This window comes from Clostridium brassicae (assembly GCF_026738875.1).
Lineage (GTDB): Bacteria > Bacillota > Clostridia > Clostridiales > Clostridiaceae > Clostridium_H > Clostridium_H brassicae.
Genome location: NZ_JAPQFJ010000002.1, coordinates 133,003 through 151,915, shown reverse-complemented (window position 1 = coordinate 151,915; position 18,913 = coordinate 133,003). Strand labels below are relative to the sequence as shown.

At 28.5% G+C, this 18,913-nt stretch carries 17 protein-coding genes; 5 read left to right on the top strand and 12 right to left on the bottom strand.

Annotated features, from left to right (window positions below):
* Positions 1–37 precede the first annotated feature (37 nt).
* Positions 38–1,024 (top strand): UDP-glucose 4-epimerase GalE, encoded by a 987-nt coding sequence (galE, locus tag OW729_RS02510; RefSeq protein ID WP_268059853.1) that lies wholly within the window; start codon positions 38–40, stop codon positions 1,022–1,024.
* A 243-nt stretch (positions 1,025–1,267) separates the two neighbouring features.
* Here the strand turns inward: galE and OW729_RS02505 are convergent, their stop codons facing one another.
* The 9 genes from OW729_RS02505 to OW729_RS02465 form a co-directional block, all read right to left on the bottom strand.
* A complete protein-coding gene (locus tag OW729_RS02505; protein WP_268059851.1) occupies positions 1,268–2,317 on the bottom strand; it encodes an ABC transporter substrate-binding protein in 1,050 nt (349 codons plus the stop codon).
* The gene (locus OW729_RS02500) at positions 2,304–3,095 is read right to left on the bottom strand and encodes an ABC transporter permease (protein ID WP_268059849.1); all 792 of its coding nucleotides are present in this window, start codon (positions 3,093–3,095) and stop codon (positions 2,304–2,306) included. The genes OW729_RS02505 and OW729_RS02500 overlap by 14 nt, the downstream gene beginning before the upstream one ends.
* Complete coding sequence (locus tag OW729_RS02495; RefSeq protein WP_268059848.1) at positions 3,089–3,907, bottom strand: ABC transporter permease; 819 nt, start codon at positions 3,905–3,907, stop codon at positions 3,089–3,091. The genes OW729_RS02500 and OW729_RS02495 overlap by 7 nt, the downstream gene beginning before the upstream one ends.
* A gap of 2 nt (positions 3,908–3,909) precedes the next feature.
* Positions 3,910–4,953 carry a spermidine/putrescine ABC transporter ATP-binding protein gene (potA, locus tag OW729_RS02490; RefSeq protein WP_268059847.1) on the bottom strand — a complete coding sequence of 348 codons (1,044 nt, stop codon included), beginning with the start codon at positions 4,951–4,953 and terminating at the stop codon, positions 3,910–3,912.
* Positions 4,954–4,978: 25 nt separating this feature from the next.
* A complete protein-coding gene (locus OW729_RS02485) occupies positions 4,979–5,518 on the bottom strand; it encodes a helix-turn-helix domain-containing protein (RefSeq protein ID WP_268059846.1) in 540 nt (179 codons plus the stop codon).
* A 393-nt stretch (positions 5,519–5,911) separates the two neighbouring features.
* Positions 5,912–7,915, bottom strand: a complete 2,004-nt coding sequence (locus OW729_RS02480; protein WP_268059845.1) for a glycoside hydrolase family 36 protein — start codon at positions 7,913–7,915, stop codon at positions 5,912–5,914.
* A gap of 289 nt (positions 7,916–8,204) precedes the next feature.
* Positions 8,205–8,453, bottom strand: coding sequence for a hypothetical protein (locus OW729_RS02475; RefSeq protein ID WP_268059844.1), 249 nt, complete (start codon positions 8,451–8,453; stop codon positions 8,205–8,207).
* A 125-nt stretch (positions 8,454–8,578) separates the two neighbouring features.
* A complete protein-coding gene (locus OW729_RS02470; protein WP_268059843.1) occupies positions 8,579–8,761 on the bottom strand; it encodes a helix-turn-helix domain-containing protein in 183 nt (60 codons plus the stop codon).
* 160 nt (positions 8,762–8,921) lie between these two features.
* Positions 8,922–9,827, bottom strand: a complete 906-nt coding sequence (locus tag OW729_RS02465; RefSeq protein ID WP_268059842.1) for a DMT family transporter — start codon at positions 9,825–9,827, stop codon at positions 8,922–8,924.
* Between the two features lie 267 nt (positions 9,828–10,094).
* On the opposite strand from OW729_RS02465, the gene OW729_RS02460 reads away from it, so the two are divergent.
* Positions 10,095–10,817, top strand: coding sequence for a glycerophosphodiester phosphodiesterase (locus tag OW729_RS02460; protein ID WP_268059841.1), 723 nt, complete (start codon positions 10,095–10,097; stop codon positions 10,815–10,817).
* 450 nt (positions 10,818–11,267) lie between these two features.
* On the opposite strand, the gene OW729_RS02455 is transcribed toward OW729_RS02460, so the two are convergent.
* Positions 11,268–11,927, bottom strand: coding sequence for a hypothetical protein (locus tag OW729_RS02455; RefSeq protein ID WP_268059839.1), 660 nt, complete (start codon positions 11,925–11,927; stop codon positions 11,268–11,270).
* 338 nt (positions 11,928–12,265) lie between these two features.
* Between OW729_RS02455 and OW729_RS02450 the strand changes: the two genes are divergently transcribed.
* Genes OW729_RS02450 through OW729_RS02440 form a run of 3 tightly spaced genes read left to right on the top strand, consistent with a single transcriptional unit; the run spans position 12,266 to position 15,842 of the window.
* Positions 12,266–13,834, top strand: coding sequence for an FAD-binding oxidoreductase (locus OW729_RS02450; RefSeq protein ID WP_268059837.1), 1,569 nt, complete (start codon positions 12,266–12,268; stop codon positions 13,832–13,834).
* Between the two features lie 9 nt (positions 13,835–13,843).
* Positions 13,844–14,638 carry an electron transfer flavoprotein subunit beta/FixA family protein gene (locus OW729_RS02445; RefSeq protein WP_268059836.1) on the top strand — a complete coding sequence of 265 codons (795 nt, stop codon included), beginning with the start codon at positions 13,844–13,846 and terminating at the stop codon, positions 14,636–14,638.
* A gap of 13 nt (positions 14,639–14,651) precedes the next feature.
* Positions 14,652–15,842: an electron transfer flavoprotein subunit alpha gene (locus tag OW729_RS02440; protein WP_268059835.1), complete on the top strand. Its 1,191-nt coding sequence runs from the start codon at positions 14,652–14,654 to the stop codon at positions 15,840–15,842.
* A gap of 109 nt (positions 15,843–15,951) precedes the next feature.
* Here the strand turns inward: OW729_RS02440 and OW729_RS02435 are convergent, their stop codons facing one another.
* Positions 15,952–16,812: a DUF6414 family protein gene (locus OW729_RS02435; RefSeq protein ID WP_268059834.1), complete on the bottom strand. Its 861-nt coding sequence runs from the start codon at positions 16,810–16,812 to the stop codon at positions 15,952–15,954.
* A 359-nt stretch (positions 16,813–17,171) separates the two neighbouring features.
* A complete protein-coding gene (locus OW729_RS02430; protein WP_268059833.1) occupies positions 17,172–18,908 on the bottom strand; it encodes an NADH-dependent [FeFe] hydrogenase, group A6 in 1,737 nt (578 codons plus the stop codon).
* Positions 18,909–18,913: the final 5 nt, after the last annotated feature.

Here is an 18,913-nt window from a genome sequence, read left to right as displayed (position 1 = left end):
AAGATTATATCATAGGATATATAAGGAGGTAAAAAATATGTCTATTTTAATTTGTGGAGGTGCAGGATATATTGGTAGTCATATGTCTTCTTATCTACTAGAACAAGGTAAAGATATAATAATTATAGACAATTTAAAAAATGGTCACAAAAATGCCCTTTTAGGTGGTAAATTTTATCTAGGTGATTTAAGAAATCGTATATTTCTAAACAAAGTATTTTCAGAAAATAATATCGAGTCAGTTATAAATTTTGCTGCCTATTCTTTAGTTTCAGAAAGTATAAATAATCCACTTAAATACTTCAATAATAATATTCTTTCCACAATAACTCTTTTAGATGTAATGAAAGACTATGGTGTAAATAATTTTATATTTTCTTCTACTGCAGCAACTTATGGTCATTGCAGAAACATACCTATTAAAGAAATAGATGCTACGAAACCAACTAATCCTTATGGAGAATCTAAACTAGCTGTTGAAAAAATTTTAAAATGGTGTGATAAAGCCTATGGTATAAAATATAGTATACTAAGGTACTTTAATGCAGCTGGTGCAGATATTAATGGAAATATAGGAGAAGACCACAGACCTGAATCTCACCTTATTCCTATAACATTGCAAGTTGCTTTAGGTCAAAGGGAAAGAATAATGATTTTTGGAGATGATTATGATACCCCTGATGGAACTTGTATTAGAGATTATATCCATGTATCTGATCTTGCTTCTGCTCACTTTCTTGCGCTTGAAAGATTAAATAAAGGAGAAAATAGTAACATTTATAATTTAGGAAATGGAAAAGGATTTTCAGTAAAAGAAGTGATAAATACAGTTAAATATGTTACTGGAACCAATATCAAATCAGAAATTGCTTCAAGGCGTCAAGGAGATCCTCCAATTTTAGTAGCATCTTCTGAAAAAGCAATAAAAGAATTGAGTTGGAATCCTAAGTACAATTCTTTAGAAATGATAATTGAAACTGCTTGGAGATGGCATAAAAATCATCCTTATGGATATAAGCAGTGAACTAAAATTTGAATTTTGCACAAATCTCTTACTCCTCTAAACACGTGAAGCTAAATTTTCATTAAACATTTGTCTATCCTATTTTACTTATACTTCCTTTAAAGTAAATGTAAAACATGATTAATGCATTGTAACTTTCAGATACTCTATCTGAAAGTTACAATACTGTTTATTCACATATAATTTATATAAATTACTGTAGTCCTTGTATTAGGACTTAACTCTAACTCAAAAACCTTGAACTTATTTTGCTATTATTTCAGTCCAAGCTTTATCATAAGTTTTTATATTTTCACCTAAATCAATAAAGACTTCACACTTCTTTAATAGTGCATCATCAGGATAAGCAGCTTTATTGTTTCTAGTTCCTTCATCAAGCATTTTGAAAGCTTCTTTGTTTGGTGTTGAATATCCTATATACTCAACATTTTTCTTTGATATCTCTGCTCTTGTCATAAAATCTATAAATAATTCAGCTTCTTTCTTATTTTTGCATCCTTTTGGTATAACCATATTATCAAACCAAATGTTACTTCCTTCTTTCGGAATAACGTATTTAAGATCCGGGTTTTCCTTTATTAAGGTAACTGCATCTCCAGCCCAAACTACAGCCATTGCAGCTTCACCTTGACGCATTATATCCTTTACTTCATCCACAACATATGCCCTAACAAGAGGTTTTTGCTTAATTAATTCTTTTTTAGCTTCCTCAATCTCTTTTGGATTTATACTGTTCATAGAATATCCCAAACGTTTCAATGAGATAGCTATGGTATCTCTTAAACTATTAAACATTACAATTTCGCCTTTGTATTTATTGTCCCATAAAATATTCCAACTATCTACAGGTTCTTTAACCATTTTACTATTATATACTATACCAAATGTTCCCCACATATAAGGAACTGAATATTCACTCTTAGGATCAAATGCTAAATTTTTAAATTTTTCTTGTATATTTTTATAATTAGGAATGTTATTGAAATCTAGTTTTTCAAGCATATTTTCATTAATCATCTTTTTTATCATATAGTCTGATGGTATACAAACATCATAGCTTGAACCACCACTTTTTATTTTTGTATACATGCTTTCATTTGTATCATAAGTTTCATATTTAACTTTTATTCCATACTCTTTTTCAAAATCTTTTATTACGGATTCATCTATGTAGTCTCCCCAATTGTACACATTAAGCACTTTTTCTTGCTTTTTTTGTCCACATCCCACAGCCACAGTTAATATTAGTATAGATGCCATTATTATTGATGATGCTTTTTTAAATAATTTCATGTTTAAAATCACCCTCCTTTTTATCTCTAATATTTATAACAACAAGTAAAATTAATACTACCGAAAACATTAATGTAGATAATGCATTAATCTTAGGATTTATTCCTCTTCTCGCCATAGAGTAAATAGTTATAGATAAATTACTTATTCCGGAGCCTGTAGTAAAAAAGCTTATTACAAAATCATCTATAGATAATGTAAATGATATAAGTAGTCCTGAAATAATTCCAGGTTTTATTTGTGGTAATATAACCTTTGTTAGTGCCTGCGCAGGGGTAGCCCCCAAATCCATTGCAGCCTCTGTAATATTTTTAGGCATTTGCCTTAACTTAGGCAAAACAGACAAAATAACATAAGGTACATTAAAAGTTACATGAGCCAATAACATTGTTGTAAATCCTAATGGAATATTTGCAAAAATAAATAAACTCATTAAAGCAACACCAGTAACTATATCTGGATTTAAAACAGGTAAATAGTTTACATTTAAAATTAGTTTTTTACTAATTCCCTTCATACTATGAATTCCAATAGCTGATATGGTACCTATAATAGTAGCAATTATAGAAGATAAAATAGCTACCAAAATAGTATAATAAAGTGCTGTTAATATTTGATTATCTTGAAGTAAGGCTTGATACCACTTCAAAGTAAATCCACTCCAATGAGCTCTTGACTTTGAATCATTAAAAGAAAATATAATTAAAACTGCAATAGGGGCATATAAAAATAAATATATTAGAAAAGCATATATTCTTTTTATTGATTTTTCTACCATAACTGACCCCCACTTTCTTCTTTATCATATTTTGACATTATAGCCATAGAAACTAATATCAAAATCATCATTAATATAGATACAGCAGATCCAAAGTGCCAATCATTTACTACTGTAAATTGTTGTTCTACAAGATTTCCTATGAGCATATATTGTCCACCACCTAGCAATCTAGATATTACGAAAGTACTAACTGCTGGCATAAATACCATTGTTATTCCTGACATAACTCCAGGCATACTTAGTGGGAACATAACCCTTAAAAAAGTTATAAATCTATTTGCTCCTAAATCTCCAGCCGCTTCTATTAAGTTCTTATCTATTTTGCTTAATACTGTGTAAATAGGCAACACCATAAAAGGTAAAAAATTATAAACCATTCCTAAAACAACAGCCCCATCGTTATATAACAAATTTAGAGTCGGTAATCCTGTTGCCTTTAAGGCTGAGTTTATCAATCCATTTCTACCTAATATAGACATCCAAGCATAAGTTCTGAGTAAAAAATTCATCCACATTGGAACTACAAAAAGTAATACCATTATATTTCTCTTTTTTATATCTGAATTAGCTAAAATCATTGCCATTGGATATCCTACAATTAAACAGATCACTGTTGACAATAGAGCAAGGCTTATTGACCTTATAAAAACCTTAATATATATTGGAGCCATAAGCCTTTTAAAATTATCTAATGTAAATACTAATCCTCCATCATAACTAGTTATACTAAAGCCAACTATTAATATTAGTGGGAATAGTATAAATATAAGGCTCCAAATGAAATATGGGTATGCAGCATATTTTTTCATACTTATCCACGCACCTTTTTCATAATATGAATATCTTGAGGGTATATGTCCATTCCTATTTCATATCCTACCTCAGCGCTTAGAGTATTATGAATTATCCATGATCTATCATTTTCTTTGACTAGTATTTCATAGTGAACACCCTTAAAAGTTTGAGACTCTACTACTCCTTTTATCATGCCTTTATCTGTATCTACAATTTTAATATCCTCTGGCCTAATTACTACATCTATATTCTCATTTTTATCGAATCCCTTATCTATACATTTAAAATCCTTCTCACAAAACTCTACAAGGAAATCTTCTTTCATTATTCCATCAATAATATTGCTTTCTCCTATAAATTTAGCTACAAATGCATTTTTAGGTTCATTATATATATCCTCTGGAGTTCCTATTTGTTGGATTTCACCTTTATCCATTACAATTATAGTATCCGACATTGTTAAAGCCTCTTCTTGATCATGAGTAACATATATAAACGTAATTCCTAATTGTTGCTGCATTTCTTTTAGTTCTATTTGCATTTCCTTTCTAAGTTTTAAGTCTAACGCGCCTAAAGGCTCATCCAATAATAAAACTTTAGGCTCATTAACTAGAGCTCTAGCTATAGCTATCCTCTGCTGTTGTCCTCCACTCAAAGAATCAACACTTCTATTTTCATAGCCTTCTAAATCAACTAATCTTAGCATTCTTTTCACCCTAGTTTTTATTTCATCTTTAGGCATTTTTTTTATTTTTAACCCAAATGATATATTATCAAATATATTCATGTGAGGGAATAAGGCATATTTTTGAAAAACAGTATTAATTTGCCTTTTATAGGCAGGTATATTATTGATTACTTTACCTTCAAAATAAACATTACCTGTGGTAGGTTCTTCAAAACCTCCTAGTATCCTCAAAGTAGTTGTTTTTCCACATCCACTAGGACCAAGTAATGTCAAAAATTCATTCTTTCTAATATTAAGATTAATATTTTTTAAAACATTAGCTCCATGATATTCTTTACTTATGCTTTCTAATTTTATTATGTTTTCTTCCAACTATATCACCTCACAAAACTAAATCTTAAAAATATGGTGGTGTACTAATCCACAATATTTTAGCAGTACTCTTTCCTGCATTGGCAACATAATGATTAGCTTTTGATTTATAATAAAAACTTTCTCCTTTTTTAGCTTTATATCTTTTGTTGCCCAACACTATATATACACTACCTAATAAAACAAAACCAAATTCTTCTCCTTCATGAGGTGCATCTTCTTTATACCTTCCACCTTCTTCTAAAGTTAATAAAATCGGTTCCATCATATTCTTTTGGGCATTTGGTATTACCCACTCAAGTTTGTATTTAAGTTCTTCATCTATGGTTTCAAACATCTCATCTTTTGAAAAAACTATTTTTTCTTCCTCTACATCATTAAAAAAGTCCTTGAGATTTGTCCCAAGACATTCTAATATATCTACTAAAGTAGCTATTGAAGGAGAAGTCAGATCTCTTTCCACTTGGGATATAAATCCCTTAGATAACTCACATCTATTAGCTAACTCAATTTGAGTTAACCCTTTCTCCACTCTCAATCGCTTTATTTTTTCTCCTATATTCATAATTTCACCCTTCTTGTTTAACCATTATACTAAACGTAAAGTTTATAATTACTAAACTTTCACTTCAATCATTATACTAGTACAATTTTTAAAAATCAATATTTTTTTGAAAAAAGTACATAATTTAATACATAATTTATCCATATATTATATGTTTGTTACAAATATCATTGCACTACATTTATTATATATACTATATTTATTCTTTTTTAATTCGGCTTCCTACCTTTTATAGTTATATTGTTTTCTCTCATATTTCAAATATGACATCATTGCAAATAGTGCTCATGTACTAAATCCAAGGTATTATACACTAATTCTTTATAAAAAAATAAACCACTTAAAATAAAACTGTGGTTTATTAATACACTAAATTAAATCTATAACAATATACTACATTTTTATAATAGTATATCCTTTTTTATTTATTTTGGAACATTTCCTCCCATCTAGAGATATATTCACATTATCCTTTAAAACCTTAATGTATATATCACTATTATTTATAAATTTATCTTTTATTTTTATATCTATTCCCTTTTCTGTTAACTCTATAGACTCAATTTCACTACCTGAAAATAAATGCCCAGTTGTACCTACCAAATAAAAATCTTTTTTCGGTTGGATTTTATAATAGCATTTTGTTTCATAAGGCTTTAATTTCATAATTGAATTTCCTTTAATAACAAACTCTGATTTATTAAAGTATTCCCCTTCTGGAATCTTAACTTTAGCTTGAGAACTAGATAGATTAGATAATACTATATATTCTTTATCATCTATATAAAAATAAAATTCATAAACTTCTTTTTTATTTTTTATATAATTTATATTAACCTTCATCTTTGGGAAAATTGACTTTAAAAGTTCCATAGTGTTTTCATCATACTCTTTTACATTGTCTGAAAAAAACAGACAATTTCCTAATAAATTATTTAATACAAACAATGTATATTTTTGATCATCATTTAATTTGTTATTTTCCTTTCTGAGAATAAAGGCATCAGTATTGTTGTTAAATACTCTATTATTTAGCCTACATCTCGCTATAGCACTATGAATAGACGATATGGACGAAACTCTCTCCCTATATTTCAAAAATTTCTGCTTATTATTTTCCCAATAAATGGATGTATCTGCACCAACTCTACAATAATCCACCTTATTAAAAGCAGTTGCTATAGGAACTCCAGATCCAATTATACACTTATCTCCTATAATATCACTTAAAAAATCCAAAGCATCCTGCATAATAGCTCCTCTAGTTTTGCCATTTCTAGATATGATAGCTACCGCATATAAAAAATCAAGTTTCAATACCTCATATCCCCAAATATTTATTACTGTATGAAAAACTTTTGCTAAGTATTCTCTAACTTCTATATTGTAGAAATCTAGTACATAAAATTTTCCACCCCATTTAGAATTCCATCCACCAATAACATATTTACCTTTTTTATCTTTTAGTATCCAATTTTTATGTTTTTCAAAAATTTCAGAATCTTTACTGCATATAAAAGGTGCAATCCAAATTCCAGGTTTATATCCAAAAGATTTAATTTTATAAGCTAAGAAATTCATTCCCAATGGGAATTTTTCATTAGTTAATAACCAATCTCCCACTGAATTTTCATATCCATCATCTATTTCAAATACATCTAAAGGAATTCTTTTTCTAACCATATTCTCTAAATTCTCTAGAATTATGTCTTGAGTAATATCTTTATAATAATTATACCGACTTGTCCATCCAACACACGTATCCCATTTTTTTCTGCTTTCCTTAAACAAAGAAGAATATTTATCCCAAACTTTCTTTTCTTCTGCTTTTTCTATATAAATTTTTAATATACTTTTTTCATCATCAATTAAATACCCAGAACAATCTTTCATTATTATTAGTTTATCATTTTTTAAATTTCCCTCAAAAATCGTATATCCTGATTTTTCATCTAAAGATCCTAAAAACAACACATTGTTCATTGGTTTTTTTATATCTCTAAAATATGTAAATCCATAAGAATGTAATACACCTTTCTGTCCCTTATACTTATAGAAAGAATAGTCTCCATAAGGCTCCATTATGCCATTAATTATAGAATTTATATTTTTCAACTCATCATTCTTAGTCATTTCCATACTTTCTGTCCAACTTTGATATCCATTTACAAGCATACTACTATTTTTTATATTTATAGAATACTCTATTCTAAAATCATCTAATGTTATTTCCTTTTTACTTATAACCTTCACTTCAAGCATGTATCCATTTTCAAATTGAGAAACTAGTGGAACAAATTTAATATCATCATTTTCAACAGATTCTAAAAAATTAAGAGTTATTTCTTTTAGCACATCATTTACATAATAGGATAAATATATGTTATTTATCTTCATATCCACACATCCTTTAACTATAATGTAAAAAGCTTACACATATATTATACTATACCTTACAATGTAATGTAATATAATATATTTTTACAGAAATACTTTAATTATTATTTATCATTAATTACTACTAATTTCTAGTCACTAAATACTTTTTCTAACTCTTTTAAAAATTGTAGATAACACCTAGTCACTGTTTTTAGTCTATAAAAATAGCTTGAAATATTAACTTTATTAATACTTCAAGCTATTTTCTAAATACCTATGTATGCCACAACTAATACTGTAATCATATTTATACTGTCATAATATTAACCTTAACTCCGTCTATTTCCTCTAAATCTTTTCTTAAAATTTTTATTTCTTCTTCTTTTCCACACAGTTGTAATAAAACTAACCCTCTCTTAGAACATGAGAAGTCTGATACATCATGTAGACCTAATCTAACTTTTATTATACATCCATGTTTAGTTAATACTTCTTGAACTTTAGGTGCACTAATATTTCTAGGTTCTATGGCAACAGCCATAATTATATATTCCATATTTTTTCACCTCTTTTATCATATTTTATAATTAAATTATGTTTTAAAAGAGTGTTGTTTTTACACTCTTTTAAAACTTTCTTTGTAAAATCACCATTTCCTAATTCATATGACCTATTATTATATTAAGTAAAGCTTTCTTTAGTCGTACCATAATATTCTGATAAAAGCTTTTTTTCCCCATTAGTTAATGAAATTACTCCATCTTCCTTATTTATATATTCATCTACTGATATATTTAAAAGTTCAGCTATTTCTTCTATCTTTGCTCCATTTTCTAATCTAATGTTTTTTAAATTGCTTTCCATGCTACCACCTCTTAATTAGTATTTTACATTATTATTATTAGTGGTATACCTAAAAACTATACAGAAAATAAAAATAGAAAGTAAGCCTATACTCTATTTAAATTGCTACATAATTGACACTGAAAAATAAATATAATAACTTACATTTATTTTAATTCTTCTAAAATGAATTCTGTGACAAATCATATTTTTTTTCTCTGATTTTTTCCCAAACTGTAAGAAATATTACAGAAATAATTATTAATATAGTTCCTAAAACCATGGATAAATTTATTTCTTCACTCAAAACTATTATCCCCATTATTACACTAACAATTGGTTCAAACGTACTTAGTATTGATGCATTTGATGAACCAATAATTTTAATCCCCTTTACAAATGCCACTAAAGCCAATAATGTTGAGAAAATTGCTCCACACATAGCATCTATAAACACACGACAATCATATACTATTTTTATTCCAACAGAAAATTGCCCAAATATAAAAACACATATAGATGTAATTAAAGTTATATAAAACGTACTAACTAAAACATCTAATTCTTCTATTCCTCCTTTTTCAACTCCAATAATATATATAGAATAAAAAATACCTGAAATAATTGCAAGAAAAACTCCTTTAAAGTTTATATTCATATTCTTAGTATATATTAAACAATAAATGCCACATATTGAAAGAAATATTGATAATATTTTTCCAAAATGTATTTTTTCCTTATAAATTAAGCACATTAAGATTGTAACAACAGCAGGATAAACAAAATGCATAGTAGTAGCTAATCCCACTGATATATGATTATAGGACAAAAATAAACAAATAGTAGTACTTGCGTATCCTATAATACTTATAAAGACTAAACTAACCAATTGATTTTTGCTTACTTTAAAATCTACTCTTTTAATCAGAAAATATATAAATAATATTATTGCTGTAATTGAGACTCTGGACAAAAGCATAGTTATAGAATTTGTACCTCTATTACAAGCATCCTTAGTCCAAATTGGGCTTAGTCCAAAAGCTGCTGAAGATAGCATTGCATAAATAATTCCGTTGATTTTCTTCATTTTTAGTTACCTCTTTTATTTGTATAAAACTCCAAATAACATTATAATACATAAGCCTAATTTTTACTATAATTCCATTAATATAAGTGAAACATACCTTAATCCTAGTAAATAAAAGCTTAAATTAACCAAATAAAATTTTCTTACTTTTTAAAATATATTTTCGTAATATTATTTAATAATAATTCATAACTTTTACTATCCTAATATTAATGAAGAGTTCACAAACTAAAATATTTTTAATTTTTATGAGGAGTGAATAATAGTATGATAATAAACTATGCTCACAGAGGTGCTAGTGGATATTTTCCTGAAAATACTATGCTTGCTTTTAAAAAAGCCTTACATCTAAATGCTACTGGTCTTGAAACAGATATACAAATAACTAGCGATGGCGTTTTAGTTATTCTTCATGATGAATTAGTTAATAGAACTACTAATGGACATGGTTTTGTTAAAGACTATACCTATACTGAACTTAGGAAATTAGATGCTGGATCATGGTTTAGAAAAGACTACAAAAATCTAAAAATACCATCTTTAGAAGAGTTGTTAGAGTTTGTAAAAGATAAAAATATACAGCTGAACCTTGAACTTAAAAATAACATAGTTTTATATAATAATATTGAAGAAAAAGTAATAGATATGATATATAAGTACAACATGGAAAATAATATTATAATTTCTAGTTTTAATCATTATTGTTTGAAAAAATGTAAGGAAATATCAAAAGCAATTCCAATAGGTGCATTATATAAAGCAGGTTTATACGAGCCTGAAAAATACGCTAAACACTTAGATGCTGATGCACTTCATCCTTATTTCTATGCTATTAAGAACTCCTCTATAATAAAAAAAATAAAAGCATCTGGTATCAAAATAAACACTTATACTGTAAATGAAGAAAATCATATGAAATTTTTTATAGATAATCATGTAAATGGAATAATAACAAATTATCCTGATAAACTAAGTAAATTACTATCTTAGTTTTTATAATAATCATATTCCAGTAACCTTTTCTAAATTAGGTTCTGTTTTAAAAGAGTGTAACTTCCTTTAGTATTTCTAATGCCCTATTTTTAAATTGTTGAGTTCATTATAATAATAAGTTGTACTTCTTATTTAGTTTAAGTAATTGAACGTTAAGAAATTTCATTATTTAAGTTATTCGAGTTATGAATTTTATCCATATTACTTAAACTAAATTTAGAATTGTTTTTGAAATTATGAATCATCAACAATTTATTAAAACATAGCCTTAATTTAAATCCATTAATCTCTAGTTACCATAAATAAATTTTTCTATACTCTTAGATATTAGCGCCTAACAATTTTTTAGCTGTAATCTTTAGTAGTTATCATCCATACATATATAATTTTTCTATTCTTTTAGTATATCTTTCCTATCACCTGATACTGGTACCTTATTACTAATAGTTACCAATCACATTTAATTACTGTATTTGCCTCTCTATTAAAATGAAAAAAACTCATCAACATTCTTGTAGCTTCACTATCATATTCATACTTTTCTTTTAATTCCTTATTAAATTTATTAAACTCCCTTACTAAGCTATCCTCTAAAACACTTTCAAAAATCCCTACCATTCCTGATGTCATACTAAATTCTTTAAAAGGGAGAACTCTTGTAAATAGTAGGGTTTCCGTATCTGATGTTTTACTAAAATCTATATCTATAAGTCTTACATTCTTAACATTATTAAATACATCCTTTAAAAATACCAAATTTTTTGAAAGAGATATGTTCACAACTCTAAATAAAGATACATATGATTTTTCTAGTGCCTCTAATATAGACTCTTCCAATTCATTTTCTACTTGTGCATTTTCTCTATAAATTTGAATCATACTTTTTCCATTAATTTTATATTCATGAATAGTAAAATCCAGCAAATAAGACATATCACTTTCCTGTCTTGGGACTATGTTTCCCCTTTCATCTAGCATACCTAGTATTCTTGCTGAATTTAAAACCACATTCTCTTTAATATTGGAATTTATATAAGGTATTATCTTTGTAGCTACTAATGTTCTTTGAAACGCTCTATATGTTTTATACTTTTCCAAATTATCCATCATCAATTCTCCTTTGATCTTATATAATTTAATTATAGCATGACCACATTATAGTTTATAAGCAAATATCTACAAGTCTAATTACTTAATATCAATAAAATCTTTATATGCAATTTGGGAAACTATAAAATTTCACTAAAAATTATTAATTATCCATTATATAGCACATCTATTTGATTGATTAAATTATAAATAAAATCCACTTTTAAAAATATGAAATTTAGTTTATACTTAATTTCAATAATCAAGATATTAGATTATTCCTGGGGCACTATTTTAAAGATTTAAAATTCTATCTATTAGCTAACTATTCTTAAATTATAAAAGGGGGCAAAAACATGGAAGATACTCTTATAAAAGAACTAAAAAAAGAACATGAAGATTATCTAAGAGACGAATCTAGAAAAATTGGTAAAGCTGATTCTATTTCTTTTCCTAAAACCGAAGAAGAAATTATAAGCACACTAAAAAAATTAAAAGAAAATAAAACACCAATAACTATTCAAGGTGCTCGGACAGGCATTGCTGGTGGTGCAATACCTCAGGGAGGACATATATTAAACTTAATGAAAATAAATAAAATAACTGGTATGCGTTACGATAAACAGACCGATACTTTTTATCTTAAACTTCAACCGGGTGTTCTACTCACAGAAATACGAAAAGCATTAAAAGATAAGGAATTTGAAACAAGCAACTGGACTAAAGAATCTCTTGAAGCTTTAAAACTTTTTAAAAATAGTTCTCCTTATTTCTTTTCACCTGATCCAACTGAATCTACAGCTTCAATAGGTGGTATGGCTGCTTGCAATGCTTCAGGAGCTTGCTCATTTAAATATGGACCCACAAGAAATTATATAGAAGCTTTACGTGTAACTTTAGTAAACGGCGATACTCTTACACTTAAAAGAGGAGAGCAAAATACTTTAGTAAGACATTTCTCCTTAAAAACAGATAATGGGGAACTACTTGAAGGAAATATCCCTAACTATACTATGCCAGAAGTAAAAAATGCTTCTGGATATTATACAAAAGAAAATATGGACTTATTAGACTTGTTTATCAGCAGTGAAGGCACTCTTGGAATAATAACAGAACTTGAAATAAAATTATTGAAATCACCCGCATATATATGGGGTCTAACTGCTTTCTTCTCTAGCGAAGATAAAGCTTTAAAATTTGTTGAAAAAATCCGGGTAGAATCTTTTCCTGTTGCAATTGAATTTTTCAACAATACAGCATTAAATCTGTTGAGAAAAGAAAAAGAAAATAATAAAGCTTTTAATAAACTTTTAGATATGCCTACACGATTCAACACTGCAATTTATATTGAGTACCATGGAAATAATGAAGGCGAAATTAGAAATATGATTTTCAATGCTGGAAATATAATTAAACAATGCGGAGGATCTGAAGATGATACATGGGTAGCTACTAATCCTGGTGCTAGAGAACAACTGCACTTCTTTAGGCATGCTCTTCCAGAAGCTGTTAATTTACTTATAGATGAAAAACGTAAAACAAATCCTAATATTACCAAACTTGGTACAGATATGGCTGTTCCCGATTCTAAACTTGAAGAAGTTATGGAATTATATAATGAAAGTCTAAAAAAAGGAAAACTTAAATATGTTATATTCGGCCATATAGGCAATAATCATGTCCATGTAAACATACTTCCAAATAATTTAGATGAATATAATAGAGGGAAACAGCTTTATAGTACTTGGGCTGAAAAAGTAATAACTATGGGGGGAACTATCTCTGCTGAACACGGAGTGGGAAAACTTAAAATAAATCTTTTACAACAAATGTTTGGTAAAAAAAGTATTGAAGAAATGAAAACTTTAAAGAGATTATTTGATCCAGAAAACAGATTAAATATGGGAAACCTTTTTGAATGGTAGGTGAAAAATATGAATATTATAGTTTGTATAAAGCAAGTTCCTGGAACTAACAAAGTAAAAATGAATAAAGAAACAAATACAATTATTAGGGAAGGCATAGAATCCATTATAAATCCTTTTGATACCTTTGCTATAGAAGAAGCCCTTAAACTAAAAGATCAATTTGGCGGTAAAGTGTCAACTTTAAGTATGGGAATACCCAAAACATCCGAGATATTAAAAGAAACACTAGCTTTAGGTGTAGATAATGGATTTCTTTTAAGTGATAGATCTTTTGCTGGTGCTGATTCTCTCGCAACAGCTTATACTCTTTCTATGGGTATAAGAAAAATACAAAACTATGATTTAATAATTTGCGGCAAACAAGCTACAGACGGTGATACTGCTCAGGTAGGCCCAAGCCTTGCAGAAAAATTAGGAATTCCACACATAGCCTATGTAACTAAAATAAAAAAAATTGAAAAAGATCTTATTTATTGTGAAAGATTGACTGCTAATGGCTATGAAACTATAGAGTCTTCTCTGCCTGCTCTTATTACTATAGTAGAAGATATAAACTGTCCTCGTTTACCATCTATAAATAATTTGAAGAAATCTCTAGAAAGTTCAATTACTGTATGGTCATCTGATGATATTAATTCTAATGAAAAATTAACTGGTTTAAACGGCTCTCCAACTCAAGTTGTTAAAACTTTTGTTCCTGAATATAACGTGCAGAACACTATGTTAACAGGCACTCCAGAAGAACAGTCAGAAAGTTTAGTAGAGCATCTCATTTCTTTGGGATTTTCATTAGATATATAAGGGGGCATAATTTATGAATACTATAAATATACTAGAAAACAAATGTGTAGGGTGCAAACTTTGTGTAAATGCATGTCCTTTCGGTGCAATAAAAATTAAAGATAATAAAGCTGTAATTCTTGAAAATTGTACTTTATGTGGCACTTGTGTAAGTACCTGTAAATTAAATGCTATCGAACTTATAAAAGAAACTATTGATAGATTAGATACTTCTGAATATAAAGGTATTTTTGTTTTTGCAGAACAGTTAAATAATAAAATAGAACCTGTGGTATTCGAACTACTTGGAGAAGCTACTAAACTTGCAAATCAATTAAATACAAAAGTTTCAGCAATATTGCTTGGAAATAATCTTAAAGAAAATACAAAAGAGCTCATATCTTATGGTGCTGATTATGTATATTGTATAGAAAACTCATCTTTAGTTTCTTATAATGATGAGATTTATAGTAGTTTAATCTTCCAAGTTATAAAGCAACATAAACCAGATATCATGCTATTTGGTGCTACTCCTAATGGTCGTTCACTAGCTCCTAGATTAGCTTCGAAACTTAACACAGGGCTTACTGCAGACTGTACTATACTAGAAATAGACCCTGACAAAAAAATTCTTATGCAAACAAGACCAGCTTTTGGTGGAAATCTAATGGCTACAATTATATGTCCAAATCATCGTCCACAAATGGCAACAGTACGTCCAAAAGTTATGAAAGCCATTAATCCAAATTACTCAAGAAAGGGCAAAATAATTATTCCACAAGTAACCATGCCAGCTTACATCCAAACTAGAGTAGTCGATTTTTGTGAATTTAAGAAAGATGACTTTAATCTAGAAGATGCAGAAATAATAGTAGCTGCCGGAAGAGGTATTGGAGAAGCTAAGAATATGCAGCTTATAGAGGAATTGGCCAAAGTACTTAATGCTAAAATAGGAGCTTCTCGTGCATTAGTTGACGAAGGATTAATTGATTATAAACATCAAATAGGACAAACTGGTAAAACTGTAGCACCTAAATTCTATTTTGCCTGTGGTATTTCAGGAGCCATTCAACATACAGCTGGGATAACATCTTCTAATATAATAATTGCAATTAATAAAGACCCTGATGCTCCTATATTTAAAGTAGCTAACTTTGGTATTGTTGGAGACATAGAAAGCATTATTCCCAGCTTAATAAAAAAATTTAAAGAGAAAATAAGATAAAATAAATAGGGTTCTTAACTTGGCATTAAATGAAAACTCATTTTAAGTTAAGAACCCTATTTTCATAAACTTAAAAATGTACACATAATCATATGAGTATTTTATAAAATTAGATGTATATAGCTATAGGTATTATTTCCATAAGGCTAGAATTACTGTCTCTTAATTGATATCCATTTTCCTTAATAATTGAGGAATTTATCAAAAGTTCATCCCTTAAATTAATAAGTTGTTCATAATCTAAATAATCAAAGCAACTACCACTGGCTATCCTATTATTACTAATATTCCTTTTGGCAAAATCTTTACTCGTGATTTTTCCCAAAATAGTAATTTCACTATCGTTAATATAATCTATGTGATCTTCTAAAAATTTTAATTCTAAAGGCACTATAGCTCTTGCACTGGCATTATAAATACTCTCTCCTATAAAACTAAAACATTTTGAGCTTTTATACTCATCCATGCTTTTCTTCAAAGACTCGAAAATCTGCTTTTTGCACTGATTTTTCTCCTTATATTCATCACTTTCATTTAATGGACTTAAAATAAGTTCTGCTTCTAAAGCATTTGTTACGTCTTCTATATACTGAATTAATGGGTTTTTCCTCAAATTACATTTAAACTCTACAAAATCTTTTTCTTGTATACTAACTAATGAATTTTCATCTTCTATATACTTTAATAGGTTATTCTCAGCCAATAAATCTCTAAGTTCTAATAAAATTAGTATTCTTTGAGAAATTTTCACCTGCTCCTTTGAGAATTCATTAAGGAGATCCATTGAAAAATTTCCTTGAATATACTCCCCACATGTAACATTGCTTAATGGAGTATTGATTTTTATAACTTGCTGACTTTTTGAAGTTGTCGCTTTTATTTCTGTGAATTTATGTATAATTATTGTATAAATGTTATTTATCATATCATTATTTAAATATAAAGGTATAATTGCCTCATTATCTTCCATATTTACCCCCACTTTAAATAGTTACACTATTCTATTTTATAGTTTATATTATTAAATTAGAACTTAAAGGTTATCTTTATCATATTATATATTGACAAGCTACAATATTCCGCTTCAATAATTACTATATATCCTTAATAAGCCTAGATCGAGGTAAAATTAGTACAGATGAGGTTCCAAATTTTCTTTTGAATTTAAGTTTAATAGAAAACTTGGAATCCTTTATCTAATACCCTAAAATATCCACTTTGATTATAGCAATACATATATTGTTCCATAATTACTCAATACCAATAAAAAACCAGCATTATATTTTAAACACTGGTTTTAAAACTATTCTCTATTTTACCACAATTGTATTAAAACATATTTCTCTTTACATAAATGGTATGAAGAATCTCATGTGCCTTATTGCTATTTGGTTCACCTAAATACTCCTTATATAGCTGATTTACATAGGGGTTTTTATGTGACTTCCTAATAGGAAGATTTCTATCTTCTTCATAAATAGCTTTTGCTCTTATATCTCTCACATCTACTTTTTCTCTTATTCTAGAATTTACTATAGGCTGTCCTCCGCCAGTTACACATCCACCAGGACAGGCCATAACTTCTACAAAATCATATTGCTTTTTACCTTTTTTAATCATGTTCATTATTTTTCTAGCATTAGAAAGTCCGTTTATAACTACAGTACTAACAACCTTTCCATCTGGCAAAGTTATATTGGCTTCTTTTATTCCTTTAGTCCCTCTTACTTCATTAAATTCTATATTATCAATTTCTTCTCCTGATGTAATTTCAAATATAGTTCTCATGGCAGCTTCCGCAACCCCACCTGTTGCCCCAAATATAGCTCCAGCTCCTGTTCCAACTCCAAATGGATTATCAAATTCCTCCTCTTTTAAGTTAGCAAAATCTATAGATGATTGTTTTATCATTTTTGCTAGCTCTCTTGTAGTCAAAACATAATCCACATCTTTCAATCCATTACTACATAACTCATCTCTATTATTTTCAAACTTCTTGCCAATACATGGCATTATAGATACAACTATTATTTTATGTGAATCTATATTATATTTTTCTGCAAAATAAGTCTTTATTATAGCCCCTTCCATTTCATGTGGAGACTTACATGTAGAAAGATTAGGTATCATATCATGAAAATTGTGTTCAACAAATTTAACCCATCCCGGGCAGCATGAAGTCATAAGTGGCAGGTTTTCCCCTGTTTCTAGTCTCTTTAATAATTCTGTGCCTTCTTCCATAATTGTTAAGTCTGCTGCAAAATTAGTATCGAAAACTTTATCAAATCCTATTCTCCTTAAAGCAGCTACCATTTTACCACTGACTCTTTCACCAATAGGAAGTCCAAATTCTTCTCCTAGAGCAACTCTTATAGCTGGTGCTGTTTGAACCACCACAAATTTATCAGAATCAGATAGTTCACTCCATACCTGATCTATATTTTCTTTTTCTGTTAATGCACCTGTTGGACATCCTGCTACGCATTGTCCACAATTAACACAAGTACTTTCTCCTAAAGGCTTATCATATGCAGGTGCCACCTTGGTATCAAATCCCCTACCTGAAAAATTAATTGCTCCTACAGTCTGCACATTACTACATATGCTTATACATCTTTCACACAAAATACATTTTTCTGGATCCCTTATAAGTGAAGGAGATGATATATCGACATAGCTTTCAGATCTGTCTCCTTCATATTCTATATCGCCTATATTTAAATCTTCAGCTAATTTTCTAAGTTCACAACTTCGGTTTCTTGAACAAGTAGTACATTCTCTCTTATGGTTTGATAACAATAGTTGAAGAACTGTTCTTCTAGCACCTCTAACTTTCGGAGTATTAGTTTTTATAACCATTCCTTCTTCTACTTTAACAGTACATGAAGGTAGCAACTTAGATCCAACTTCTACGAGACACACTCTACAACTTGATACTTCATTTATATCTTTTAAAAAACATAATGTAGGTATATCTATTCCTATATTTCTTGCTGCTTCTAGAACAGTCTCGCCCTCATTTACCTCTACTTTTACTCCATCTATAGTTAAGTTAACCTTTTCCATTCTTC